General features: G+C 42.3%; 17 protein-coding genes. 5 read left to right on the top strand and 12 right to left on the bottom strand.

Features of this window, described 5'->3' with window-relative positions:
* The first annotated feature begins 7 nt into the window (after positions 1-7).
* Positions 8-1,336: a xylose isomerase gene (xylA, locus tag B3317_RS15200; RefSeq protein WP_291113122.1), complete on the top strand. Its 1,329-nt coding sequence runs from the start codon at positions 8-10 to the stop codon at positions 1,334-1,336.
* 86 nt (positions 1,337-1,422) lie between these two features.
* The gene (gene xylE, locus B3317_RS15205; protein ID WP_291113124.1) at positions 1,423-2,979 is read left to right on the top strand and encodes a D-xylose transporter XylE; all 1,557 of its coding nucleotides are present in this window, start codon (positions 1,423-1,425) and stop codon (positions 2,977-2,979) included.
* Between the two features lie 93 nt (positions 2,980-3,072).
* On the opposite strand, the gene B3317_RS15210 is transcribed toward xylE, so the two are convergent.
* The 11 genes from B3317_RS15210 to B3317_RS15260 form a co-directional block, all read right to left on the bottom strand.
* Positions 3,073-4,503 carry an MFS transporter gene (locus B3317_RS15210; RefSeq protein WP_291113126.1) on the bottom strand — a complete coding sequence of 477 codons (1,431 nt, stop codon included), beginning with the start codon at positions 4,501-4,503 and terminating at the stop codon, positions 3,073-3,075.
* A 21-nt stretch (positions 4,504-4,524) separates the two neighbouring features.
* The gene (locus tag B3317_RS15215; protein WP_291113128.1) at positions 4,525-5,190 is read right to left on the bottom strand and encodes a bifunctional 4-hydroxy-2-oxoglutarate aldolase/2-dehydro-3-deoxy-phosphogluconate aldolase; all 666 of its coding nucleotides are present in this window, start codon (positions 5,188-5,190) and stop codon (positions 4,525-4,527) included.
* Between the two features lie 45 nt (positions 5,191-5,235).
* The gene (locus B3317_RS15220; protein WP_291113130.1) at positions 5,236-5,625 is read right to left on the bottom strand and encodes a four helix bundle protein; all 390 of its coding nucleotides are present in this window, start codon (positions 5,623-5,625) and stop codon (positions 5,236-5,238) included.
* Positions 5,626-5,701: 76 nt separating this feature from the next.
* Positions 5,702-6,496 (bottom strand): gluconate 5-dehydrogenase, encoded by a 795-nt coding sequence (locus B3317_RS15225; RefSeq protein ID WP_291113132.1) that lies wholly within the window; start codon positions 6,494-6,496, stop codon positions 5,702-5,704.
* Between the two features lie 97 nt (positions 6,497-6,593).
* Entirely contained in the window at positions 6,594-7,631 is a 1,038-nt protein-coding gene (locus B3317_RS15230; RefSeq protein WP_291113134.1) for a sugar kinase, read from the bottom strand.
* Between the two features lie 18 nt (positions 7,632-7,649).
* A complete protein-coding gene (locus B3317_RS15235) occupies positions 7,650-8,804 on the bottom strand; it encodes a DUF4861 domain-containing protein (RefSeq protein WP_291113136.1) in 1,155 nt (384 codons plus the stop codon).
* A 62-nt stretch (positions 8,805-8,866) separates the two neighbouring features.
* Positions 8,867-9,709 (bottom strand): 5-dehydro-4-deoxy-D-glucuronate isomerase, encoded by an 843-nt coding sequence (gene kduI / locus B3317_RS15240; RefSeq protein ID WP_291113138.1) that lies wholly within the window; start codon positions 9,707-9,709, stop codon positions 8,867-8,869.
* Between the two features lie 111 nt (positions 9,710-9,820).
* Complete coding sequence (uxaC, locus tag B3317_RS15245) at positions 9,821-11,227, bottom strand: glucuronate isomerase (RefSeq protein ID WP_291113140.1); 1,407 nt, start codon at positions 11,225-11,227, stop codon at positions 9,821-9,823.
* Positions 11,228-11,320: 93 nt separating this feature from the next.
* Positions 11,321-12,496, bottom strand: a complete 1,176-nt coding sequence (gene uxuA, locus B3317_RS15250) for a mannonate dehydratase (protein ID WP_291113142.1) — start codon at positions 12,494-12,496, stop codon at positions 11,321-11,323.
* A gap of 89 nt (positions 12,497-12,585) precedes the next feature.
* On the bottom strand, positions 12,586-13,401 hold the full coding sequence (locus B3317_RS15255) for an SDR family oxidoreductase (protein WP_291113144.1): 816 nt from the start codon (positions 13,399-13,401) through the stop codon (positions 12,586-12,588).
* A 107-nt stretch (positions 13,402-13,508) separates the two neighbouring features.
* A complete protein-coding gene (locus B3317_RS15260; RefSeq protein WP_291113146.1) occupies positions 13,509-14,588 on the bottom strand; it encodes a substrate-binding domain-containing protein in 1,080 nt (359 codons plus the stop codon).
* Between the two features lie 667 nt (positions 14,589-15,255).
* Between B3317_RS15260 and B3317_RS15265 the strand changes: the two genes are divergently transcribed.
* Positions 15,256-17,157 (top strand): family 43 glycosylhydrolase, encoded by a 1,902-nt coding sequence (locus B3317_RS15265; protein ID WP_291113148.1) that lies wholly within the window; start codon positions 15,256-15,258, stop codon positions 17,155-17,157.
* Between the two features lie 171 nt (positions 17,158-17,328).
* Here the strand turns inward: B3317_RS15265 and B3317_RS15270 are convergent, their stop codons facing one another.
* The gene (locus B3317_RS15270) at positions 17,329-21,339 is read right to left on the bottom strand and encodes a hybrid sensor histidine kinase/response regulator transcription factor (RefSeq protein WP_291113150.1); all 4,011 of its coding nucleotides are present in this window, start codon (positions 21,337-21,339) and stop codon (positions 17,329-17,331) included.
* A gap of 341 nt (positions 21,340-21,680) precedes the next feature.
* On the opposite strand from B3317_RS15270, the gene B3317_RS15275 reads away from it, so the two are divergent.
* Together B3317_RS15275 and B3317_RS15280 are read left to right on the top strand one after the other, a co-directional pair.
* Positions 21,681-24,782: a glycoside hydrolase family 2 TIM barrel-domain containing protein gene (locus tag B3317_RS15275; RefSeq protein WP_291113152.1), complete on the top strand. Its 3,102-nt coding sequence runs from the start codon at positions 21,681-21,683 to the stop codon at positions 24,780-24,782.
* 188 nt (positions 24,783-24,970) lie between these two features.
* Entirely contained in the window at positions 24,971-26,125 is a 1,155-nt protein-coding gene (locus tag B3317_RS15280; RefSeq protein ID WP_414647513.1) for a glycoside hydrolase family 88 protein, read from the top strand.
* The last annotated feature ends 7 nt before the right edge of the window (positions 26,126-26,132 follow it).

A 26,132-nucleotide genomic window follows, 5' to 3' on the forward strand; every position in this document is an offset into this window, starting at 1 on the left:
TTTAATTATGGAAATTTTAAAAGGAACAAAAGAATTCTTTCCGGGAATCGGAAAAATCAAATTTGAAGGAAAAGAGAGCAAAAACCCGTTGGCTTATCGTTTCTACGATGAGAATAAAGTAGTAATGGGTAAGAGCATGAAAGACTGGATGCGTTTTGCTATGGCATACTGGCATACATTGTGCGCTAACGGCGGCGATCCGTTCGGCGGGGCAACTATCCATCATCCGTGGAATATCGGCAATGATGCTATCAGCAATGCCAAATACAAAATGGATGCGGCTTTCGAATTTATGACTAAAATGGGAATACCATACTATTGCTTCCATGATGTAGACTTGGTAGACGCAGGTAATTCCTGGACAGAGTATGAAAAGAATCTGCAAACTATCGTAGATTATGCTAAAGAAAAGCAAGCGGCTTCAGGTATTAAACTGTTGTGGGGTACAGCGAATGTATTCAGCCATGAACGTTATATGAACGGTGCTTCTACAAATCCTGACTTTAATGTTGTTGCATGTGCCGCGACTCAGGTAAAGAACGCGATTGACGCTACTATTGCTTTGGGTGGTTCTAACTATGTGTTCTGGGGTGGCCGTGAAGGTTATATGAGCTTATTGAATACAGATATGAAACGTGAAAAGGAGCACCTTGCACGCTTCCTGTCAATGTCTCGTGACTATGCCCGCAAACAAGGATTTACCGGTACATTCCTGATTGAACCTAAACCGATGGAACCAACTAAACACCAGTATGACTTCGATACAGAGACTGTTATCGGATTCCTTCGCAACTATGGTTTGGAAAAAGATTTCAAAGTAAATATCGAGGTTAACCATGCTACACTGGCAGGTCACACATTCGAACATGAATTACAGGCTGCCGTTGATGCCGGGCTTCTGGGTAGTATCGACGCTAATCGTGGCGACCATCAGAATGGGTGGGATACAGACCAGTTCCCTATCGACCTGTACGATCTGGCTCAGGCCTGGCTGGTATTGCTTCCGGCAGGAGGTCTTGGTAATGGCGGTGTTAACTTCGATGCTAAAATCCGTCGTAATTCAACAGACAGGGACGATTTGTTCATTGCGCACATTTCGGGTATGGATGTATTTGCCCGTGGCCTTTTGATCGCTGCTGATATCCTTGAAAAATCTGATTATAAGAAACTTCGTCAGACTCGTTATGCTTCTTTCGACAATGGAGATGGTAAAGCATTCGAAGATGGTAAACTGACTCTTGAAGACTTACGCACAATTGCCCATAAAGTTGGCGAACCGAAACAAATAAGCGGCAAGCAGGAACTTTACGAAGCTATTGTAAACATGTATATTTAAAATACAGATACAAGTAAACGAGATACAAGTAAACAAGTAAGGCTTGTATCTCGTGTCTTGTCAACTTGTTAACTAACAAAGAACCAATGAATAACGAAGTAAGTAAATCATATACCATAAAACTCACCCTCATAGCCACCCTTGGAGGTCTGCTGTTCGGATACGATACGGCGGTAATATCGGGTACTGTGGAGTCGTTGAGGCATTTTTTTATAGACCCTATGGGCTTACCTCTCAACGAAGCAAATGCAATGGAGGGGTTTGTAATAAGCAGTGCGCTGATAGGCTGTATCTTTGGAGCGGCGGTCGCAGGCTGGGTAAGCCAGACATTCGGCCGTAGAAAAGCATTATTTGCGGCTGCCATCCTGTTCTTATTAGCAGCTATTGGTTCGGCATGGCCCGAAATAGGCTTCCGTATGCCTAGCGAAAGCGACCATTCATTTGTATATCATTTTGTATTTTACCGTATAATAGGCGGGGTAGGAGTAGGTATAGCTTCAATGGTGTCGCCTATGTACATCGCCGAGATCGCTCCACCGGATAAACGGGGAAGTCTTGTCGGCCTCAATCAGTTTGCTATCATTTTCGGTATGCTAGTCGTGTATTTTGTCAATTACTTTATCGCTAAACAAGGCGATACCGAATGGCTGCATACTACAGGCTGGAGATATATGTTTGCCTCATTGGCAATTCCTTCCGCCATCTTTTTTGTATTATTATTTGCTGCCCCTGAAACTCCGCGTTGGCTGGTAATGAAAGGGCGTATACAACAGGCAGAAGGTATTCTGACTAAACTGGTTGGCCGTGCGATGGCTAAAACGGAAATAGAAGATATCAGGCATAGCTTCGATAAAGAAGAGGCTGTATCTCTTAAACCATATTACAGGTTTATGATGACATGGCTGATACTGTTTGTTGTCGGTATCATTTCCCTTTCACTGGCGGGAGTTCCAAGCGCATTGGAAATATCTATGATTGTAAGCTTCCTTATAGCACTGTATGTTCCTGTAAAATCGTATGGGTTCCTTATCATAATGACTGGTGTCTTGCTGTCCGCATTCCAGCAGTTCGTAGGTATCAACGTAGTGTTGTATTACGCTCCTGAAATATTCAAGAGTATGGGATCGGGTACCGACTCGGCGTTATTGCAGACAATTATTGTTGGTATCATCAACCTGTCGTTTACTGTACTGGCTATCCTGACAGTAGACAAATTCGGACGTAAACCGTTGCTGATAACGGGTGCTTTAGTAATGGCTGTATCTATGATCGGTCTGGGAACATCTTTCTCACAGGGACTTCCGGGAGGACTTAAGCTTGTATTCATGCTCACTTACACAGCCGGGTTTGCCATGTCGTGGGGGCCTGTTTGCTGGGTGATGCTGGCAGAGATATTCCCTAACTCGGTTCGTTCCAGTGTAATGTCTATTGCCGTAGCTGCACAATGGGTATCGAACTTCCTTATTTCGTGGACATTTCCTATCATGGACAAGAACGATACATTGGTGGGTCTGTTCAATCACGGATTCTCATACTGGGTTTATGGGGCATTGGCGATTCTTGCAGCATTGTTTGTATGGAAGCGTTTGCCGGAGACAAAAGGAAAGACATTGGAGGATATGGAGAAGCTCTGGAAGAAGTAAGGATATAAGATTTAATCTTTTTAGTTAATAAAAAAAGCAGAAGGAACCCAAACGTATCCTTCTGCTTTTTGTTTTATATATTATCGTATCCGGTTAAATATTATCGATTGGTTTATACTTAGGAACTAATGATTTCATTATGACCCAACCTATAAGATAAGCAACAGCACACACACAGAAAATAATAAAGTAACCTGCCGGTTTTCCTTCAAATCCCATAAATGTCATTTGAGTTTCATCTGCATATACAAACAAATTACCTGCCGATTTCTGCAATATCATGGAGCCGATACCTCCGGCCATGCCTCCAATACCCGTAATGGATGCAATCGCCCCTTTAGGGAACATATCGCCTACGGTAGAGAAGATGTTGGCCGACCATGACTGGTGCGCAGCGCCTCCGATACCGATCATTATCACAGGCAGCCATGGAGAAATTGTGCCTAGCGGTTGTGCGAATAAGACCACTAGCGGGAAGAATGCGAATATTAACATCGCCCTCATTCGTGCGGCATATGGGTTCAATCCTGTTTTATTCATGATGATAGTCGGCAATTTTCCACCGAAAATGGATAACATGGTAATCGCATACAGTGTAAAGATTAACGCTATTCCCAGTCCCTCGGAAGTTTTGATGCCAAACTGTGTATTCAGGTAAGATGGAGTCCAGAAGAGGAAGAACCACCATACTCCATCGGTCATGAATTTACCGATAGCGAAAGACCATGTCTGCTTATAAGAGAAGCATTTCCAGAAAGGAATCTTTTTTTCTTCTTCCTCTTTCCCGGTATCTACTGTACCATTTTCATGTTTGTCTTGCTCGATGTATTCAAGTTCGGCTTTATTAACATGTTTGCTTCTCGCCGGAGCATCATAAAGGAATACCCAGAATCCCATCCAGATAAAGCCAAGAGCACCGATAACAATAAAGGCCATTTCCCATCCCCAGAATTTAGCTAATACAGGGATGCTTAAAGGTGCAATTAATGCACCGATCGAAGCTCCGGCATTGAATATTGAAGTGGCATAAGCGCGGTCCTTTTTAGGAAAGTACTCTGCCGTAACCTTTATGGCAGCGGGGAAGTTTCCGGCTTCTCCCAATGCAAGCACGCAACGGGCAAACAGGAAAGCATACATACTTACAGTTGCAATCACAACTGCTATATCCCCTGTTGCTGCTGCCAGTTCGGCCGCACTATGCAATCCTACATAAGATTCGGTTATAATTCCGCAGACTGCATGAAGACATGCACCCACAGACCATATACCAATGGCCCAGAGGAATCCCTTTTTACTACCCATCCAGTCTATAAAGCGCCCTGCAAACAACATGCATGCAGCGTATACGATGGAGAATACTGCTGTGATAGTACCATAATGAGATTCATCCCAATGGAACTCCGGTTTAATAAATTCATCCCAGGTGAGTGATAATACTTGTCTGTCGAGATAATTAATCGTCGTGGCAAAGAAAAGCATTACACAGATGGTCCACCTGTAATTTGTCATTTTTTGATTACTCATGGAATTGTTTTAAGATTTATATTATTTCCTGATTTTAGCTATTATTGCTAATGCTTCTTTGCACATTTCGGTTATTTTGCTCCAGTCTTTTGCTGCAATTACATCTTTAGGAAACAGGTTAGATCCCATACCTACACAGGTCACTCCGGCTCCGAACCATTTACTCAGATTCTCTTCGGTGGGAGTTACGCCGCCTGTTACCATTAAGCTCGACCATGGCATAGGTGCTTTTATTCCTTTTACAAAAGCGGGGCCTACAACATCGCCCGGAAAAACTTTTACAACTTCCGCTCCCAGTTCCTGTGCATAACCTACCTCCGATACGGAGCCACAACCGGGTATATATGCCACCTGACGGCGGTTACATACTTTAAAAATATCCGGATTGAGCAATGGACCTACCACAAAGTTAGCCCCGAGCTGTAAAAATAAAGAAGCGGTACCTGCATCAACAATTGAGCCGATACCGAGTATCATATCCGGACATTCTTTTGCTGCCCATTTGTTTAGTTCGCCGAATATCTCGTGAGCAAAATCTCCACGGTTAGTGAATTCGAAAGCCCGTACTCCACCTTCATAACAAGCTTTCAGTACTTGCTTGGATGTTTCGAGGTCGCTATGGTAAAATACCGGTACCATTCCGGTTTCTGCCATTACCTGGCAGGCTTTTATTCTTGAGAAACGCATATAAGTGAAAAATTAAAAGTGAAAAGTGAAAAATGGAAGAAATCTTCATTTCTCACTTAATTTATTTTTTACAGTTTTAACAGATGATATCAAAATATAAATTAGTTCGGAACAATCAGAAGCTAAACTTTCGTATTCAGATACTGATATATAGTTTGTATCTTTTAAAAGACAAATCCAATAGTCAGTTTCATTCGCTTCTTTAAGAGCAATACTTAATTTATGCACAAAGTCAGATTTGCTTTGGGCAAATTCAGCTTCTCTTATTAAAGCTCCGACTGCTGTACCACTACGCAAGACCTGTTTTGATAATACATACTCAGATTTTTCTTTTTGTAAAAACTGAATAAGATTGACTATCTTGATAGCAAAAACATAACTTTTTACTACAAGTATTGATTTTTCTTTTCTGATTATATTTTCGTTATTATCCATCTTTAAAAATTTGAAGTGAAAAGTAAAAAACTACTGATACATATTTTTAGTTTTTCACTTTTCACTTTTAATTCATTTACGGTTGCTTACCAATATAAGCCAATATACCTCCGTCCACATACAATACATGTCCGTTTACGAAATCCGAAGCATGTGATGCAAGGAATACGGCCGGACCTTCCAGATCTTCCGGTGTTCCCCAGCGTGCAGCCGGAGTTTTAGCGATGATAAATGAATCGAACGGATGGCGTGAACCGTCAGCCTGTTTCTCACGTAGAGGAGCAGTCTGAGGTGTTGCGATATAACCCGGTCCGATTCCATTACATTGAATGTTGTATTCTCCATATTCGGATGCAATGTTGCGGGTAAGCATCTTCAGACCACCTTTGGCAGCAGCATATGCCGATACAGTTTCGCGACCGAGTTCGCTCATCATAGAACATATATTGATAATCTTACCATGACCTTTTTTGATCATGCCCGGTATAACAGTTTTTGCAACGATAAACGGAGCATTCAAATCCACATCTATTACCTGACGGAATTCGGCAGCACTCATTTCTATCATTGGGATGCGTTTGATGATACCTGCATTATTTACGAGGATATCGATAACGCCCACTTCTTTTTCTATCTGTGCAACCATTGCATTTACCTGTTCTTCGCTGGTTACATCACATACATAACCTTTGGCTGCGATTCCTGCTTCTTTGTATGCGGCCAGGCCCTTATCAACGAACTCTTGTTTCAGGTCATTGAAAACGATTGTTGCGCCTGCTTTTGCCAGTGCGGAAGCAATAGCAAAGCCGATACCGTAAGAAGCTCCGGTAACTAAAGCTATTTTTCCGTTTAATGAGAATTGATTTTGCATATTTTTATTTTATTAGTTGACAAGTTGACAAGTTGACAAGATACGAGATACGAGTTCAACCCGTTTACTTGCATCTTGTCTACTCGTATTTGTTTATTTATCTCGATACACGGCCCGAACCATCACCTTTCATCAGGTTTTCCACTTCCGGAACAGTAACAAGGTTGAAATCTCCATATACAGTATGTTTCAGACAAGAAGCAGCTACTGCAAATTCCAGAGCTTTCTGATCGTCATTAGGATAAGAGATAAGCCCGTAGATAAGCCCGCCCATAAAAGAATCACCTCCACCTACACGGTCTACGATATGCGTGATGTCGTAACGTTTCGATTGATACAACTTATCCGAATATAAGCATCCTCCCCATGTGTTATGGTTGGCATTGATAGAACCACGAAGCGTAATGATTACTTTTTTGGCGCGTGGGAAGCGTTTCATCATTTGCGTACATACCGATTCAAACTCGTCGGCATTCACTTCTCCGCCTGTATGAGCTACATCGAAGCCTTCCGGTTTGATGCCGAACACTTTCTCTGCGTCCTCTTCATTACCCAAAATTATATCGCAACCTTCTACAAGGGCAGGCATAACTTCCGATACATTTTTGCCGTATTTCCATAAATTTTTGCGATAGTTGAGGTCTGTGGAAACAGTTACTCCCATTTCGTTCGCTACTCTGATCGCTTCCAGACATGCGTCTGCCGCGCCTTGGGATATAGCCGGAGTAATACCTGTCCAGTGAAACCATTGCGCGTCTTTGAATACTTCTTTCCAGTCTACCATCCCCGGCCTGATGTCGGCAATAGCTGAGTTGGCCCTGTCGTATACTACTTTCGATGCACGTGCAACAGCTCCCGTTTCGAGGAAATAGATACCGACGCGGTCACCGCCACGGATGATATTGTTTACACCTACATTATATTTACGGAGGTCCGAAATACACCATTCCGCGATATCATTTTTAGGCAGGCGGGTTACAAAATCGGTAGGAATCCCGTAATTAGATAATGATACGGCAACATTAGCCTCACCTCCGCCGAATGTGGCGTTCAAGTTATTAGATTGTATAAATCTCTGGTATCCGGGAGTTGCAAGGCGCAACATGATTTCCCCGAATGTTACTACTTTCTTCATAGTGTGCTTAAGTCTGAATTATTTATTATATGTTACAACCAGAGGATTGTCCAACCCTTCTGAAAATTCTTTTACATAGTTTTCGAAATCGGCAACTGTCGCAAACCCGAACTTAGACCATCCGTAACCACTGTAATAAGTTACAGGAATATTCGGTTGCTGGGTAGTTATCGCCAATACATGCGAATATGTGTCTTTCTTCTTTGTCTTAGGATTGTCGATAGTGTATGTGTCTACAATTGATTTATCTATACCCTGAGGAAAAACCAGAGCCAGATATACATTGTCTACCATATCGCTCTTCGGTTCGGCATACACTACGTATTTATCCGAAGAGATAATAGAGTCGTTTTTCTCTCTCTTTACGATTCCTGCTGCTACCGGCATAGGTTCTTTTATGGTATAAGCCTGTACGATCTTAGACAATTGGGAACCTGCATCGATTGATATAGTACGGTTTTCTGCGACAGACTTTCCATCTACATCCAGATTTTTATAAGTCAGCTTGAAAGTGGTGCGGAGAGGACCATTATCTAACAACTCTTCCGAAGCAAAATTTTCATTCAGCCACAACTTGTTATTTAAATACGGAGCCATTGCCCCGGCACCCAGCGAGCGTCCTACTTTATAATCATCCTGCCCTTCACCATGGTCTTCGTGGTATGATGCTTCCCCGGCAAGGTCGGCTTTGTACCATTTATCGATAATCAGGTTGTTTGTACGCTTGTACCATGCGTCGATACCGTTGCTCGGACCGTCTGTTTCTATCAGCGCAGGGCCGTAGATACGGAACGCCACACGGTCGTTTTCCCATGCAAAGTCATCTTTGCGTTCGGTGATAAAGCGTCCGTATGTTTTTGCAGCATATGTTTGCGCAGTATCGGTGGTGATGATAAAGCTTTTCGATTCTTTGGCTTTCAGTTCCGGCTGAAAAATAAGCTTTCTGTCGTATGTTACCTGAGACGGGATGATTTCACCGGCGCTGTTTTTTACTACATAAACAGCACTATCGGTCAATTTTACTTTCGCTTTGATGCTGTCTAACGGGATTTCGACCATATCGGCTACACGGTCAAAGTCGCTTGTATTTTCTACTGTTATATTCATTTCCTTGTTTGAAGAACAAGAGAGCAGAAATATAACGGAAAGAAAGAAACTTAATATTTTCTTCATATTTTCGTTTGTTTAATTATTTAAGGTTTAATTTTTTAAACTATTAAATCTTTAAATTTTACTTAACGCAGTTTATCAGCAGTGAAGGTGTCCATATCGTCATAATCGAGATTTTCGCCGCACATAGCCCAGATAAATGTATAGTTGCTTGTTCCCGCGGCCGAGTGGATAGACCATGACAGGGAAATAACAGCCTGTTCGTTACCCATAAAGATATGGCGCGTTTCCTGGGGTTGTCCCATAAAATGGCATACAGCCTGCTGTGCAGGAACTTTGAAATAGAAATATGCTTCCATACGGCGCGAGTGTGTATGAGGAGGCATTGTGTTCCATACGCTTCCTTCCTTGATTTCTGTCATACCCATCTGTAACTGGCAGCAGGGTACGATTTCGCTTAATATGATCTGATTCAATAAGCGCTCGTTAGATGTGGCAGGCACACCGAGGTCCCTTGTACGGCGCATAGCAGATGTGATCTGAGCCGTGGGATATTCTTTATGTGCCGGAGAAGAAGCAAAGTAATATTTTGCAGGTTTTGCAGCATCGTTGCTTTTGAAGGTAACTTCTTTAGAGCCACGGCCTACATATACAGCATCCTTGAATGCCATGCTGTAATCTTTTCCGTCTACTGTAACTACTCCTTCGCCTTCGATACAGATGATACCCAGTTCGCGGCGTTCACAGAAATATTCCGAACGGATAAGGTCTACCGTTTCCAGTTTCAGAGCCTCTTTTACAGGAAGCGCACCGCCGATAATCAGGCGGTCGTTGTGTGTATAAGTCATTAACACACTGTCGGCTTCAAATAATTTTTCTACTAAAAACTCTTTACGCAATTGTGTGGTGTCGTAATTTTTCACATCGTTGGGGTGCGTGCCCCAGCGTTCTTCAATTACTGTTTTCATATTGTTTTGATATTTTTTTAGTTGACAAGTTAACGAGTAGACAAGATACAAGTTATGGATTTCTTGAAAACAAGACTTGTTTACTCGTATCTCGTTAACTTGTCAACTGGTTTAAAACTTAAAAAATTCCTTAGCGTTGTAATATGATACGTTTTCGACCAGTTTACCCAGAAAATCCAGTTCGGATGAAGGGAGCAGACCTTGTTCCACATCCGTTCCTATCAGATTACACAGTATGCGGCGGAAATATTCGTGACGAGGATATGACAGGAAGCTGCGCGAATCTGTCAGCATACCAACAAAGCGGCTTAATAAGCCGAGATTAGACAATGAGTTCATCTGCGCTTCCATTCCCGTTTTCTGATCGAGGAACCACCATCCCGAACCGAATTGTATCTTTCCGGCAACCGAACCATCCTGGAAGTTTCCTATCATGGTAGCGATCAGGTCATTATCGCGCGGGTTCAGGTTGTAAATGATTGTTTTCGCCAACTTATTGTCTGTATCCAGCCTGTTGAGGAATTTCGACATAGCTTTTGCTATTGTGAAGTCTCCGATAGAATCAAAACCTGTATCCGGCCCTAATTTTTTAAACAGGCGTGTATTATTGTTGCGGATAGCGCCATAGTGGAACTGCTGTGTCCAGCCTTTTTCCCAGTCCATAATTGCGCCTTCGACAAGTATAGCCGACTTGAATTTGATGATTTCTTCGTGTGTAAGTTCTTTACCACCATATACTTTGTTGAAGATGGCGTCGATTTCACTTTGTGTATAATCTTCGGCATAGAATTCTTCGATACCGTGGTCGGATAGTTTACAGCCGGCACCGGCAAAGAAATCGTGACGTTTACGCAGGGCGGTGATAAGATCGCTGAAATTGCTGATAGCCACACCCGACACTTCCGATAATTTTTCCACATATCCCCTGAACGCGTCCGGAATCTCAACGGCCATAGCCTTGTCGGGACGCCATGTAGGGAGCACCTTGACAGAGAATCCTTCATTTTTTAAAGCCAGATGATATTGAAGCGAATCGATAGGGTCGTCTGTCGTACAAACAGCCTCCACGTTGTAATGCTTCATCAGCCCGCGAGCCGAGAATTGCGGAGTGCGCAGTTTTGCAGTACATTCGTCAAAAATCTCTTTAGCTGTTTCGGGTTTTAATATTTTTGTTACTCCGAATGCTGTTTTCAGCTCCAGATGTGTCCAGTGATAGAGCGGGTTACGCATCGTATAAGGGACTGTTTCTGCCCATTTCTCAAACTTTTCCCAATCGGTAGTATCTTTTCCTGTGCAGTAGCGTTCATCCACACCATTGGTGCGCATTGCACGCCATTTGTAGTGGTCTCCGCCCAGCCATATTTCACCCAGATTGTCGAACTGATAATCTTCCGCAATCAGTTTCGGGTCCAGATGGCAATGATAGTCTATAATAGGCAGATGTTTTGCATGCTGATGATACAGGTATTCTGCCGTTTCGTTTTGCAATACGAAGTTATCGTCTAAAAACTGTTTCATAATTTTAAGCTTTTAGCCTTTAGCTTTAAGCTTTTAGCCGTTTGTAAGAAATGTTATTTGCTAACGGTTAATAGCTGACAGCTAACAGCTTATTTATATTATATATAATGTTTTTGCTATTCCCAGTTCGAGTCCTCTGAGTTCGGCTAATCCCCTGAGGCGGCCGATGCATGAGTAACCCGGATTTGTTTTTTTGTTCAGGTCGTCGATCATCTGGTGTCCGTGGTCGGGGCGGAAAGGGATGGAAATATTGCGTTTTTGCTGTACTTCCAGAAATCCTTTCATTACGCTGTACATATCCACATCGCCTTCCAGATGGTTTGCTTCGTAGAAATTTCCTTCCCTGTCGCGTTGGGTAGAGCGCAGATGAACAAAGTTTATCCTGTCGCCAAGACGTTTTATCATGTTCGGCAGGTCATTATCCGCTCTTACTCCGAATGAGCCTGTGCAGAAGCACAGCCCGTTCGATTTGTTGGGTACGGCCTCTACCAGTTTATTGAAATCCGGTTCGGTACTCAGGATACGCGGAAGGCCGAGGATAGGGTAGGGAGGGTCGTCGGGGTGAATAGCCAGAACGGCATCCACTTCATCGGCTACAGGTGCGATTTGACTAACAAAGTATATCAGGTTTTTCCTTAATGTCTCTGCATCTATACCGTTATATCTGTCGAGTTGAGCCTGAAATTCCTGAAGTGTAAAACTCTCTTCCGCACCGGGCAGCCCGGCTATCATATTGCGTACCAAAAGGTCTTTTTCTTCCTGAGACATGCTTTCGTAGCGGGCTTTTGCTTTGGCAATATCTCCGGCTGAATATTCTTTTTCCGCACCCGGACGTTTGAGGATAAAGAGTTCGAAGGCCATAAATGCAGCACGTTCGAAACGCAGGGCCTTAGACCCGTCGGGCATGGTATAGGCCAGATCGGTACGTGTCCAGTCCAATACAGGCATAAAGTTGTATGTGATGATCTTCACTCCGCACTTTGCCAGATTACGGATACTTTCCTTATAATTTTCAATATATTCTTTGTAATTCCCTTCCTGTGTCTTGATATGTTCGTGTACAGGGATACTTTCTACCACAGACCAGGTCAGTCCGGCCTTTTCTATAATGTCTTTGCGTTTTTGTATTTCTTCTACAGTCCACACTTCACCATTTTTGATATGGTGCAGGGCTGTGACAATTCCCGTTGCTCCGGCTTGTCTTATATCTGCTAATGATACAGGGTCGTTTGGCCCGTACCAACGCCATGTTTGTTCGCTTAATATCATATATAAACAATTAGTAAATTAGTAAATATGCAGATTAACAAATTCTTATAGAAATAATTATCAAATTTCCGAATATGCTAATTTGCCAATTAAATGGAGAATGTATTGAAACCTCCGTCTACTACAAGTATAGAGCCGTTTACAAAACTGGAAGCATCGCTTACCAGATAATGGATAGCCCCCAGAAGTTCTTCCGATTCTCCAAAACGGCGGAACGGCGTGTGTGCGATAACCGATTTTGCACGCTCGGTATACGAACCGTCCGGATTAAGCATCAGGTTCCTGTTTTGTTCTGTGATAAAGAAACCGGGCGCCAAAGCATTTACACGGAAACCTTCACCGAATTTTGCAGACAATTCCCCTGCCATATATTCGGTGAAATTGGCCACGGCTGCTTTTGCCACACCATAACCCATAACACGGGTCAACGGGCGGAAAGAGGACATGGATGCTATATTTATTATATTTCCTTTGCCATTGTCTACCATTGCTTTTGCAAATACGAGGGTAGGTATGACCGTCCCGAACAGGTTGAGGTCGATCACATCTTTGAATGCATCTACCTTGACATCGAATATCGTTTTATTCGGTGGAATGGTTGCTCCCGGCATGTTTCCTCCGGCAGCATTTATAAGTACATCGATTTTGCCGTATGCTTTAAGTATCTCCTCTCTGTTTTGTGTCAGATTTTCTTCATTCATGGCATCTGATACGAGAAACATCGCTTCGTCACCTTTGGCTTTAATCTTAGTCGCCAAGGCCTCGCCTTTTTCTTCCGAACGTCCGAGTATAACTACTTTAGCCCCTTCCGATGCCAGATACTCTGCCATCTGCGAACCTAAAATACCATATCCTCCTGTGATGAGGACTACTTTTCCGTCGATATTGAACAAGCTGTTTTTCATTTTTAGTTACGAGTTACAAATTATGGGTTACAAGTTTTCAGAGTTCAAGTTTACCCGTTACTTATTGTTATTTTTAGTTTTTAGTTTTTCACTTTACACTTAGATTCCTATAATTTATAGTTGTTATAATAATCTACGTTTTCTTTTATCAGGATATCTATAGGCATAAAGTTGGTTTTTTCCGGTTCTTGTTTAAACAGGAAATAATTTGCCAATGCCTTGATAGCATCATATCCCTGCAATTCGGGGCGTTGGGAAAGGATAAATGAAATCCGGCCGCTTTTGAGCGCCCTTATGTTACGCTCTATAGCATCATGTCCTACCAACCGGACTCTTTCGCGTAAAGCAGGTTTCGCTTTTTCCAGAAGGGCGATCAGTTCATATATCCGGGAATTTAACACTATGCCGCCTACCAGGGTATTGCTTTGCGAGAGGATATTTTCGAGTTTTTCCAGTCCGGCGGGATGGTTGTCCGGGTCTATTTCCACATGATGTATCTTACCTTTATAATCAGACTGGGAAAGGCATTTCATAAAACCCTGTTCGCGGGTCTTCATCTGTACCGATATCTCTTTATACTTGAACCGTATATGCGCGATGAAAATATCGGCGTTGAGACCGATCTCCTTCAGGAGTAGTTTTGCGGCTATATTTCCGCTGCCTAAGGAATCGCCGCCAAAATACGCCAGGTCTTTTTGTTTCTGAATGTCCGAATCGATATATATATATGGTATGCCTTTTTCATCCAGTTCTTTGGACAGGTTTATAACCAGTTCACCGAAAAGAGTGGCCAGCAGCACACCATCAAAATCTTTTTCTTTAAACTGACCGGCAGCTTTCAGGAAAGAAAAACGGTCGTACTGGTTGAAATGGAAATATTCGACACTTATATTGAATTTCCTCATTTCGTCTCCGGCACGATTTATCCCGTCGCAAACAAGCTCCCAATAATCGCCTTCCGAATAGGTGGGCGCGATAACGGCGAACTTATAACTGCGTTTCGATGCAAGGAAACGTGCTACGAGGTTAGGCTCGTAATTAATTTCTTTCAGAATAGCTTCTACTTTGACGCGCTTTTCTTCCGATACCCGTCCACGGTTGTGGAGTACCCTGTCTACTGTGCCCGTAGAAACACCCGCCAGTTTGGCAATATCTACAATCCGTATATTACTGTTATCTTTTTTCATATTTCAGAGTAAACTGTTTGTGTGCGCACACACCTTTCTGCAAAAGTAACTATTTTTATTAATTATACAATGCGTGTGCGCACACATATTTTTGTGTTGTTTATATAATGTATTGTTTTATAGTGTGTTGTATTGCTTGTGGAGATGAGAATATGTTGTAGGGCATGTTTTTATAGAGAATGTGTAGATTTAAGTAGGTCATTAAAGGAGAAAAACTTTATCTATGTATGTAGCCAATAGTTCTTTGACGTATTGATGGGCCCCCTCCAACCTCCCCTTGGGGCAGGGCTGTTAAGTTCTGGATTCTTATATCCTCTTTGTCATGTTGAACGAAGTGAAACATCTCTTAAATAGAATGAGATCCTTCATTCCACTCAGGATGACAGCAGAAAATAACAAACCAAAGTGGAGAACTTAACAGCCCTGTCCCAAGGGGGACTTACAGAGAGGGTAAAAAGTAATAGTGTTACTTTTTTTAGATACGAGTAGACAAGATACGAGATACGAGTTGTTGACTGCTAACTGTTCACTGATATATCTGTTACTTTTTTTAACGTTAGCTTATTTACAGTCTCTAATTGAACGATTTTTCACCCCTGATTACGGGATATATTACAGATATTTGAACTTGAATTAAAACATCATTTTATTTACACGAATGAAAACCATGAAATCTAAATTTTTAATTTGTCTTTTTATCTTAGTCCTGTCCGTACCCTCTTATGCTCAGGAGTACAAATCGGGAGCTGTGGAAAAAGACTATGTAGCTTATCTGTTTGCTTATTTTACAGGAAATAAGGTGGAAGAAGAGGCAATCCATTTTGCCATCAGCGCGGATGGATATAATTATAAATCATTGAATGGCAATAAGCCGGTAATTGATCCCAAACTAATCAGTTCGACAGGAGGTGTCCGCGATCCGCATATATTGAGATGTGAGGACGGAAAAACCTTTTATATGGTGGTGACGGATATGACATCGTCGAAAGGCTGGGATTCGAACCGGGCAATGATCCTGTTGAAGTCGACGGATCTGGTAAACTGGTCGTCGAGTATCATAAATATTCAACATAAATATACAGGGCAGGAAGACCTGAAACGGGTATGGGCCCCGCAAACCATTTATGATCCCGAAGCAAAGAAATACATGGTTTACTGGTCGATGAAGCATGGCGGCGGTCAGGATATTATATATTATGCCTATGCGAATGCAGACTTTACGGACTTTGAGGGAGAACCGGAACAGTTGTTCTTTCCTGAGAACGGAAAATCGTGTATCGACGGGGATATTATCCTGGAAGACGGCACTTTCTATATGTTTTACAAAACCGAAGGACATGGCAATGGTATAAAGCTGGCTACGACCAACTCGCTGACTTCGGGCAAATGGATGGAGCATGAAGGTTATAAACAGCAGACAACGGAGGCAGTGGAGGGTTCCGGCGTATTCAGGCTGATAAATACCGATACTTATATACTGATGTATGATGTGTATATGAAAGGTAAGTATCAATTTTGCGAAAGTAGCGATCTGGAGAATTTCCGTGTTATAGACCACGAGATATCGATGGATTTCCATCCCCGCCATGGTTCGGTTATTCCGGTGACACGTCAGGAGTTGAAGGCATTGACGGCTAAATGGGGTTTGCCGGAAGGTTTTCCCCCGGTAGGGAATAATCCCTTGCTTACGGGCTATTATGCCGACCCTGATATTATATATTCCAATAAAACAAAGAAATATTATATCTATCCTACCAGCGACGGGTTTGATGGCTGGGGCGGTTACTACTTCAAGACCTTCTCATCGGACAACCTGGAAGACTGGACGGATGAAGGGGTGATACTCGACCTGAAAAAAGATGTTTCGTGGGCCAACAGGAATGCATGGGCTCCGTGTATCGAAGAGAAGAAAGTAAATGGTAAATATAAATATTACTATTATTTCACTGCCGCGCAGAAGATCGGGGTGGCTGTCGCCGATGATCCGGCAGGCCCGTTCGTAGATTCGGGTAAAGCCCTGATCGATTTCAGGCCGGAAGGTATAAAGGGCGGTCAGGAGATAGACCCCGATGTATTTACCGACCCGGAAACGGGCAAGAGTTATCTCTATTGGGGTAACGGATATATGGCTGTGGCTGAACTGAATAAAGACATGGTGTCTATAAAGAAGGAAACGGTTAAGGTACGCACTCCGGATAAGACATTCCGTGAGGCTATTTCGGTCTTTTATAGGAAAGGGACGTATTACTTCCTTTGGTCGGAGGACGATACACGGAGCGAAAATTACCGGGTAAGGTATGGTACTTCTACATCACCTGCAGGGGTTATCACGATTCCCGAAAACAATCTGATTCTGGCAAAAGACGCTGCTAAAGGTATTTACGGAACGGGTCATAATTCGGTACTGCAAATACCGGGTAAGGATGAATGGTATATCGTATATCATCGTTTCAACCGTCCCAACGGGATAAAGATGGGTGATGCGGCAGGTTTTCACAGGGAAGTATGTATCGATAAAATGGAGTTTAAGGCGGACGGCAGTATCGAAGCGGTAGTGCCGACGTTATAAGATTTCAAGTTTCAAGATTTCAAAATTATCGAAATCTATGACTTTAAATCTTTAAATCTTTAAACTTGAAATCTTGAAATCATATAATATAGGTTTTTCTGGTTATCAGGCTTTTAAGGTAAAGGCCGGATAGCATGATTGGGTTACGTGTTATTCCGGCCTTTTGGTTTATTACCCTGCATTTCGTTGGAAATCGCTGGGGGTTACATTGAATTCCAGTTTGAAGCATGATGTGAAGTACTTCGGATCTGAGAAGCCTACCGAATAGGCGACCTCGGATATGGATATGGACTTGTCCTTCAACATCTGGCAGGCATGTTTCAGCCTGATATTGCGGATAAACTCGATAGGTGCAAGTCCTGTCATGGTCTTTATCTTACGGTACAGGGAAGACTTGGACATGTTCAGATGCTCGGCAAATGTATTGACATCGAACTCGGGTTCGGACAGATGCACCTCTATTATCTTTATGGCATTATTGAGGAACTGTTCATCAATAGAAGGGTATTCGAGCGTAGAGATGTTTATCTCTATATCCGTCTTGAATTCTTTTTGCTTGTCCTTCTTGTTTGCCAGGAAATTGTTGATACGGGCTTCCAATACTTTAAGGTCAAAAGGTTTAGATATATATCCGTCAGCACCGGCATTATAACATTCTATACGGTCATCGGTGCTGTTTTTGGCAGTTAGCAATATTACCGGGATATGGCTGGTTTCGAGGTCTTTCTTCAGTCTGCGGCAAAGTTCCAGCCCGTCCATTCGGGGCATCATAACGTCACTGATTACGATATCTATATCGTTGTCTTTCACACGGTCCAATGCTTCCACTCCGTTGGGGGCTGTGAGTACATGGTAGTGTTTCGACAGTATATTGCCGATAAGGGTCAGTAACTCTTCGTTATCCTCGACCAGTAATACGGCCGTACGTTCTTTGATTTCCTGCTTGTTTGCATTCATATCTTCGCCGGAAGGTTCATCCAATGACATCAGGTCTATATTCTTTTCGTATACGATGACCTGATCCGATCTGCCCATTTCCGAATCGTTGTAGCTCTCTTTATCTATCGGGATATCTATTGTGAATGTAGTGCCGGCATCCACTTCACTTTCCACACTGATAGTACCGTGATGGAGGTCTACAAGGTCTTTTGTAAGAGATAGCCCTATGCCGTTTGTGTCGCTGGCTTCGGTCATCTTGTTGGTATAGAAGCGTGTGAAGATATCGGCCTGGTCTTCTTTGGCTATTCCTACTCCGGTATCACTTATCCTGATTTGCAGGTGCGGGTGGTTGTTGCTCAGGTATTTGTTCAGGCTTATCTCCACCTTTCCGTTCCGGGGTGTGTATTTATATGCATTGGATAACATATTGAATACTACTTTATCTATTTTATCCGCATCGAAGTATCCCTGTATGTGGTTTGGCTGGGAGCTGAAAGAAAACCCGATATCTTTTTTCTTCATCAGTGGAAGGAAATTGGTATAGCATATATCGCGGATGAATGTAACCGCTTCGCCTTGCGATATTTTGAGCTTCATATTCCCGCTTTCTACTTTCCGGAAGTCTAAAACCTGTTGTAACAAACGTTTCAGGCGGTTTACACTCGAGCGCATGGTGTCGAACTGGGTAATCTTGCTTTTGTATGTGATTTCCGCATCATCGATCAGGCAGGATATAATGGTCAACGGCGTAAGAAAGTCATGTGAGATGTTGGTAAAGTAACGGAGCTTGGTTTGTGTGAGCTCTTCAGACTTGTCTTTCTCTATCTGCGCTATTTTCAGTTCGTTGCGAAGTTTTATCCTGTTCTTGATAATTCTGTATGTCCAGTAGATTGCGGCGAGCAATAACACAAGATAGATGGCATATGCCCACCATGTTTCATAGAATGCGGGGCGTTTATATATCATAAGTTTGGTAATCTCGCTGCTCCATAGCCTGTTTTCGTCGGTGGCTTTGATGTAAAATATGTGGGAGCCTTTGCTTAATTGATTATATATTGCAAACTGGCGGTCGTTCTCCGTATATACCCAGTCGTCGTCTACACCTTCCATCTTATAGGCATACTGTATCTTGGAAGGGAATGTGTAATCGAGAGAAGAAAAGTCAATCTCGATATTCTTGTCGTCAGGCTCGAAAGTCAGGGATTGCGAAGTTATATCGAACCGCTGATTTTTATTGCCCTGAAAAACAGAAGAGTTGTTGATCTTTATATCAGTAATGAAAGTCCGTGTTTGTTTTGCCTGTTCGGATAAAGTTTCGGATGGCGTAAACACTGATATACCCTTATTGCCTCCAAAGAATATTTTACCATCTTTATTCTTGAAATAAGAATTGATGAGGAATGAATTGACTATAACCCCGTCGGTACCGGAATAATTCTTAGAGGCTCCGTTTTCCGGATTGTACTCTGTAATACGTTTATTGGTAGATACCCATACGTGGCCGAAGTTGTCCGTGACAATATTAAGTATAGCTTCTCCGGTCATCTTCAGCGATTCGGATACATCTTTGAATTGCCGGCTGATGAGATCATAGGCTATGATGCTGCCTTCTTTAGTACCCAGCCATACTTTACCGTTTATATCGGCACAGATGGACTCTATGTTATTGCTCGGCAGATTGTTTTCTTCTTTGTTGAAATTCTTTATCTGGAGTTTCCCGGCCTGATAGTTTCCCGTCATAGGTACTTGAGATATCCCGGATGTTTTACTACTGATCCAGATCGTACCTCTTGTGTCTTCGGTTATACCGGAAATGGTACCGAGCGAAAAGCTGACCGCTTCAATATTGTCCTTATTATATGGTTTAATGAGAAGCCCGGTAGTGGTTACTATCCAGATATTGTTATTCCGGTCTTCAAAGAATATGCGTGGATTGCCTGCATCTGAAGCAATGGTTGATAAGTCGATACTTCTGGAAACGACGATATTATCTTTATCCTTCTTCATACAGTAAATCCTTGTCTCATTTTCAGGCCCCACCCATATTTCATCCGGAATAGAACGGAATTGAGAAATGCAACTGACTGTACTTAACATCGGAAGCTTCCTTAATTGTGGGTAATCAGAATGGAAGCGTATACTGTTTTTGTCAGGATTGAAGATGCCTAAACCCCATCGGTTCTGATTTACCCAGATATCCCCGTCCCGGTCTACGCTGATAGCCGTTATATTCGGAGTTATTCCGGTTCGTTCCTTGATAGATAAGATAGAGTAATTTTTAATGACTGGACGGTCGAAATTGATTGTAAGCACGCCTTCACTGAACGTTGCTATCCATAAGTTGCCAGTCCGATCTTTTATTATCTCGCTGTATATATTATTAGATTCCTTGAACAGGTAAGATACATCGATGTTTGTTAGCTTGCCATCCTTATCATATTCGAAAGCATGCAGGCCTGAGATCGACATTACCCAGACGTATCCGTATTTATCGTCCTGCACAATACTGAAAAATGTATCTTCTGCCAGTTGTCTTTCCTTATTGAAGACCTCTTGCCGGACATACATCTGATCTCCTTCTTTGTCCGGATTGAACAAATACAATCCATTGCCCCATGTACAAACCCAATATTGTTTCCTGTTGTCCTGATATATTCTGAAGGGGTTGTTCCCGCTTCCAATCTGGGGATAATGTTTGAATGTATCATCTTTAGGATTGTACCTGTATATACCATTCCTCCATAATGCTATCCATAGACTGCCGTCGGGGGCTTCGTAGATAGAATTGATATTTGTGGAAGGGAGTTCATTGTTGTATTTCTTCTTTAGTGTTAAATCCGGATTATAGCATAAAACAGTGCTTCGCGTTCCTACCCATATATTGCCGTCGGATGCAACCAGAATCGTTTCAATATTTTGATTCAGGACTTCCTTATCTTCCAGAGGCGTGATTATATATGTCTTTTTATCCAGAATATTTATTCCGCTTCGCGTGCCGATCCATAAGCGGTTGTTTTTATCTTCAGCCAGGCAGGAAATATCATTGCTCGCGATTAAATCAGGGTTGTTAAGATTGGAACGGAAGGTCAGTATGCGATATCCATCGTATCTGCACAGCCCGTCTAAAGTACCGAACCACATAAAGCCCTCTTTGTCCTGATGTATTCTGCGGACAGAATTTGATGGCAATTGACTTATTAGAGGAATTGGCTTTACGGATATTTGTTTTGCCTCAATGTTCATAAACGCAAAAACAAATAATAATAAGTATAGCCGGTATCGTTTTAAGCAGTAAAACATATTTAATTTCGGTATTAGGTTTTAGGAAATACAATATTAAAAATAATAATTGTTATTTTTACACCAATAAATAGTTAAAAGTGCTTTTTTAAAGAAAATGGAACTATTTTTACCCTATATGAATGATTTGTATACCCTCGTGCGGTTCTGTTTTCATTATATTTGTAGAATATAGGATGTGCTTCGGCATAGCTCAAAGTAAACTTTGCCTCTGCCTCCGGCTTTCACTATAATTTGTGACATTGTAAGATAATCTCTTATATATAACAATCAAAAGCTAAAACATGAAAAAAACACTCTTTTTACTTTCTGTGTTTCTGTGCTCAGGTCTTTTTGCCCAGAATAACGTCCCTGATTGGGAAAATCCGGGAGTTTTTGCAGTAAATAAGGAAGAAACCCGTGCAACATCATTGCCTTATCCATCCGATCAATTGGCATTGACTGATGATTATGCGGCTTCTCCTTATTATCAATTACTCGATGGAATGTGGAAATTCCACTGGGTGCCTAAGATCGCGGACGTTCCGGACGGATTTTATGAGGAAAACTATGATGCGAGCAAGTGGGTGAACATGCCTGTACCGGGCAATTGGGAATTCAACGGTTACGGTATTCCGATGTATGTAAATACTGGCTTCGGCTTTAAGAAGAATCCACCGTATATCGATAGGGAAGATTCGCCTACAGGGGCGTACCGTCACGAATTCAATATTCCAGATAATTGGGACGGACGTAAGGTATTCATTCATTTCGACGGAGGTACGAATTCGATGTATGTATGGGTAAACGGTCAGAAAGTAGGTTATACCGAAAATGCCAAAAGTCCGGCAGAATTCGATATTACAAAATATATACGCAAGGGAAAAAATATACTGGCTTGCGAAGTGCATAAATTCAGCGACGGCTCATACCTTGAAGATCAGGATATGTGGCGTCTTGGAGGTATAAACAGGAGCGTATATTTATATAGTACCGCGCAAACACGTATCTGGGATTTCTTTGCCCATCCCGATCTGGATAGGAATTACAAGAACGGGGTATTCAGTGTGGATGTAAAATTGAAGAACTATACGAATGCAGCGCAAGTTCAGACTGTAGATGTAGCGATAATAGATAATACAGGAAAGAAAGTATTCGGCAAGTCTCAGAAAACATCTATTCCGGCAGAGAATACCAGTGATTTGTCATTTTCAGGAAATATATCGAACCCGTTGAAATGGACGGCTGAAACACCGAACCTTTATATTATGCTGATTACATTGAAGGATAGTAAAGGCAATGTGGTGGAGGCGACTTCGCATAAAATAGGATTCCGTAAGATTGAAATAAAAGACGGGCAACTTTTTGTCAACGGTAAAAAAGTGTTCTTTAAAGGAGTGAACCTGCATGAGTTCAACACAAATACAGGACAGGTAGTTACCCGCAAAGAAATGATGCGTAACCTGCAACTGATGAAAGAACTGAATATAAATGCTGTGCGTACATCCCACTATCCGCAACAACCGCTTTGGTACAAGCTTTGTGACGAGTATGGCATTTATCTGGTAGACGAAGCAAATCTTGAATCGCATGGTCTGGGCTATGGCCCCGATAATGTATCGAACTTTCCTGAATGGCATGCCGCGCATATGGATCGCATTATCCGTGCGGTAGAACGTGATAAGAATCATGCTTCGGTTATCTTCTGGTCGCTGGGTAATGAGGCCAGCAACGGCAAAGCGTTCTTCGATATGTACGATTGGGCTAAAGCCCGGGATAATAGCCGCCCGGTACAATATGAGCAGGCCTATCAGAAAGACCGCAACACGGATATTATCTGTCACATGTATCCTTCATGGGAAAATATGAAGCGTGATGCAGCCAAAGATTTGGGACGTCCGTATATCATGTGCGAGTATGCGCATGCAATGGGTAATAGTATGGGTAATTTTCAGGAATACTGGGATTTGATGCGTTCAAGCAAAAATATGCAGGGCGGCTTCATCTGGGAATGGTACAATCACGGATACCCGGCTAAGGATGAACAGGATCGTTTCTACTGGGCATACGGTGGTGACCTGAAAGGGTATAATAAGATGAATGACGGGAACTTTGTTGCCGACGGTCTTATAAGTCCCGATCAGAACTATATTCCACATACCCACATAGTGAAGAAGGTATATCAGAATATCTTATTCGAAGCTAAAGATCTGAATAATGGTATAATCACTGTAATCAACGACTTCAAGTTTACTGACCTTACCAATAAGAATTATACTTATAAATGGGTATTGCTGAGAAACGGAGAGAATGCCGGCGAGGGTACATTCGATATTACTATTCCCGCCGACTCGCGAAAGGATATCAAACTGAACGTCCCTGCGATAAAAGCAGAAGCCGGAACAGAATATTATCTTCAATTGTTTGCATACAGCAAGGAAGATACACCGTTTATCAAAGCCGGATTTGAAGTAGCTAAAGGTGAATTTGCTTTTGCTTCCAATAATTATTTTGCACAATCGGACGCATCGGGTTCTTTGACTATAGATAAAAAAGACGACAAGATCATCGTGACATCGGGAACTCTGGTTTATGAATTCTCTTCTAAGGATGGTCGTAGCTTACTCTCTATGACGAATGACGGAAAGAAAGTATTCAATGAACTTCCTCGTTTGAACTTCTGGCGTGCTCCTACCGATAATGACTTCGGTGAATGGGTTCAGTATAACCTTCGTTTATGGGATGCTGCCGGACATAATATTATATATATATTCAAGGGTTTGCAAGAGGCTAATGGAGGCATTACGGTTAATTACGAAGCCAAGTTGAAAGGTATTGAAGCCAAAGTTGATTTGGCCTATACTGTGAATAAAGACGGAAGCCTCACTACTATGGCTAATTACAAAGCCTTGGCAGACGATCTTCCTGAGATGGTACATTTCGGTATGATTATGGCTCTTCCGAAACAAATGGATGACTTCACCTGGTATGGACGTGGCCCGTGGGAGAACTATATTGACCGTAATCACGATACATTTATGGGTATCTGGAATGGTAAAGTAGAAGAGCAGGCTTTTGCTTATTATCGTCCGCAAGAGACAGGTAATAAGACAGATGTTCGGTGGCTGACATTGAAGAATAAAGACGGTAAAGGTATTAAAGTTACGGGAGTACAGCCTTTATCGGTAAGCGCGACCAATAACAGGCCGGAAGATCTTGACCCGGGCATGACCAAGAAACAGCAGCATGCTTCCGATATTCTGCCACGTAACGAGACTGTGTTGTGTGTCGATTTATTCCAGCGTGGAGTAGCCGGATTGAATTCATGGGGCGCAAGTCCGCTCGCACCATACAGGTTCTTTGGAAAAGAATATACATATGGTTACACAATTAGCGTTATAAAATAAACGGATTGGAATAATAAATAACCGACCTTGCCCGAAATTCTTTTCAGGCAAGGTTTTTTTATAGGTGAATTTTAATTCTGAATTAAATCTCCCCCCTTTTTGACCTAATTGAATCCTGTTAGTTAGAATATTCTTAGGCACTTTTGTACTAATGAAACGTGTGAAAAATCTAAGTATATAATTACACCATGAAAAGAAAATTATACCTCTTGTTACCATTCTTCTTTATATATGCATCATGTATCGGGAATGCCAATAAAATAAATGAGAGTACCTCGGACAATATAATGACTGAAACGGAAGTAGTAGAATTAATAAAGAAAGTGAACAGCCACTGGCAGTCTACTCACCCCGGGCACGAAAATTCCTTTTGGCACAGGGCTGCATACCATACAGGAAATATGGTTGCCTATGAAGTCACCGGCATAGAAGAATATAAGGCATATTCAGAAGCATGGTCGGAAATAAATGAATGGAAGGGTGCAAAATCCGATAATAAACCGGAATGGAAATACTCTTACGGAGAAACAGATGAGTATGTGCTGTTCGGAGACTTTCAGACCTGTTTTCAGGTGTACATAGACTTATACAATCTCGATGAAGGGAAAGACGAAACGAAAATAGCCCGCGCTAAAGAAGTAATGAAATATCAGATGTCTACCCCTCATGTAGATTACTGGTGGTGGGCCGACGGATTGTATATGGTGATGCCTGTGATGACACGGCTGTATAAGATTACGGGAGACCGGCAATATCTGGATAAGTTATACGAGTATTTTGCCTATGCCCGTGACTTAATGTATGATAAAGAAAGCAGCTTGTTTTACCGCGATGCTAAATATATCTATCCAAAGCATAAGACAAACAAAGGGCTGAAGGACTTTTGGGCCAGGGGCAACGGATGGGTTTTCGCCGCTATCCCCAGAGTGCTGGCAGATTTACCGGAGGACAATCCGCACAGATCTGAATATATACAAATCTATCAAGATATGGCGAAGGCTATAGCTGACTGTCAGCAGGAAGAAGGCTTCTGGAGCCGTAGCATGCTCGATCTGGAACAGGCGCCGGGTGCAGAAACCAGTGGGACGGCATTTTTTGCTTATGGTTTTCTATGGGGAGTGAATAATAACATATTGGATAAGGATACTTATAAACCGGTAATTGACAAGAGCTGGAAGTATCTGACAGAAACAGCTTTGCAACCTGATGGCTCGATAGGATATGTGCAGCCGATAGGTGAAAGAGCCGATCAGCATAAAAATGTTGGACCGGACACAACTGCCGATTTCGGAGTGGGTGCTTTTCTTCTGGCAGCTACAGAAATGGCCAAGTACTTAAAATAAATTTTAT

It is taken from the genome of Dysgonomonas sp. UBA7710 (assembly GCF_002482385.1).
GTDB lineage: Bacteria > Bacteroidota > Bacteroidia > Bacteroidales > Dysgonomonadaceae > Dysgonomonas.

Excerpts from the sequence above, each read along its gene's own strand:
- uxuA (WP_291113142.1), bottom strand. The coding sequence starts at position 12,496 with ATGATATTAAGCGAACAAACATGGCGTTGGTACGGGCCAAACGACCCT.
- B3317_RS15255 (WP_291113144.1), bottom strand. The coding sequence starts at position 13,401 with ATGAAAAACAGCTTGTTCAATATCGACGGAAAAGTAGTCCTCATCACA.
- B3317_RS15210 (WP_291113126.1), bottom strand. The coding sequence starts at position 4,503 with ATGAGTAATCAAAAAATGACAAATTACAGGTGGACCATCTGTGTAATG.
- B3317_RS15270 (WP_291113150.1), bottom strand. The coding sequence starts at position 21,339 with ATGAACATTGAGGCAAAACAAATATCCGTAAAGCCAATTCCTCTAATA.
- B3317_RS15265 (WP_291113148.1), top strand. The coding sequence starts at position 15,256 with ATGAAATCTAAATTTTTAATTTGTCTTTTTATCTTAGTCCTGTCCGTA.
- B3317_RS15275 (WP_291113152.1), top strand. The coding sequence starts at position 21,681 with ATGAAAAAAACACTCTTTTTACTTTCTGTGTTTCTGTGCTCAGGTCTT.
- B3317_RS15235 (WP_291113136.1), bottom strand. The coding sequence starts at position 8,804 with ATGAAGAAAATATTAAGTTTCTTTCTTTCCGTTATATTTCTGCTCTCT.
- xylE (WP_291113124.1), top strand. The coding sequence starts at position 1,423 with ATGAATAACGAAGTAAGTAAATCATATACCATAAAACTCACCCTCATA.
- xylA (WP_291113122.1), top strand. The coding sequence starts at position 8 with ATGGAAATTTTAAAAGGAACAAAAGAATTCTTTCCGGGAATCGGAAAA.
- B3317_RS15260 (WP_291113146.1), bottom strand. The coding sequence starts at position 14,588 with ATGAAAAAAGATAACAGTAATATACGGATTGTAGATATTGCCAAACTG.
- B3317_RS15230 (WP_291113134.1), bottom strand. The coding sequence starts at position 7,631 with ATGAAGAAAGTAGTAACATTCGGGGAAATCATGTTGCGCCTTGCAACT.
- B3317_RS15225 (WP_291113132.1), bottom strand. The coding sequence starts at position 6,496 with ATGCAAAATCAATTCTCATTAAACGGAAAAATAGCTTTAGTTACCGGA.
- B3317_RS15280 (WP_414647513.1), top strand. The coding sequence starts at position 24,971 with ATGAAAAGAAAATTATACCTCTTGTTACCATTCTTCTTTATATATGCA.
- B3317_RS15215 (WP_291113128.1), bottom strand. The coding sequence starts at position 5,190 with ATGCGTTTCTCAAGAATAAAAGCCTGCCAGGTAATGGCAGAAACCGGA.
- B3317_RS15220 (WP_291113130.1), bottom strand. The coding sequence starts at position 5,625 with ATGGATAATAACGAAAATATAATCAGAAAAGAAAAATCAATACTTGTA.
- uxaC (WP_291113140.1), bottom strand. The coding sequence starts at position 11,227 with ATGAAACAGTTTTTAGACGATAACTTCGTATTGCAAAACGAAACGGCA.
- kduI (WP_291113138.1), bottom strand. The coding sequence starts at position 9,709 with ATGAAAACAGTAATTGAAGAACGCTGGGGCACGCACCCCAACGATGTG.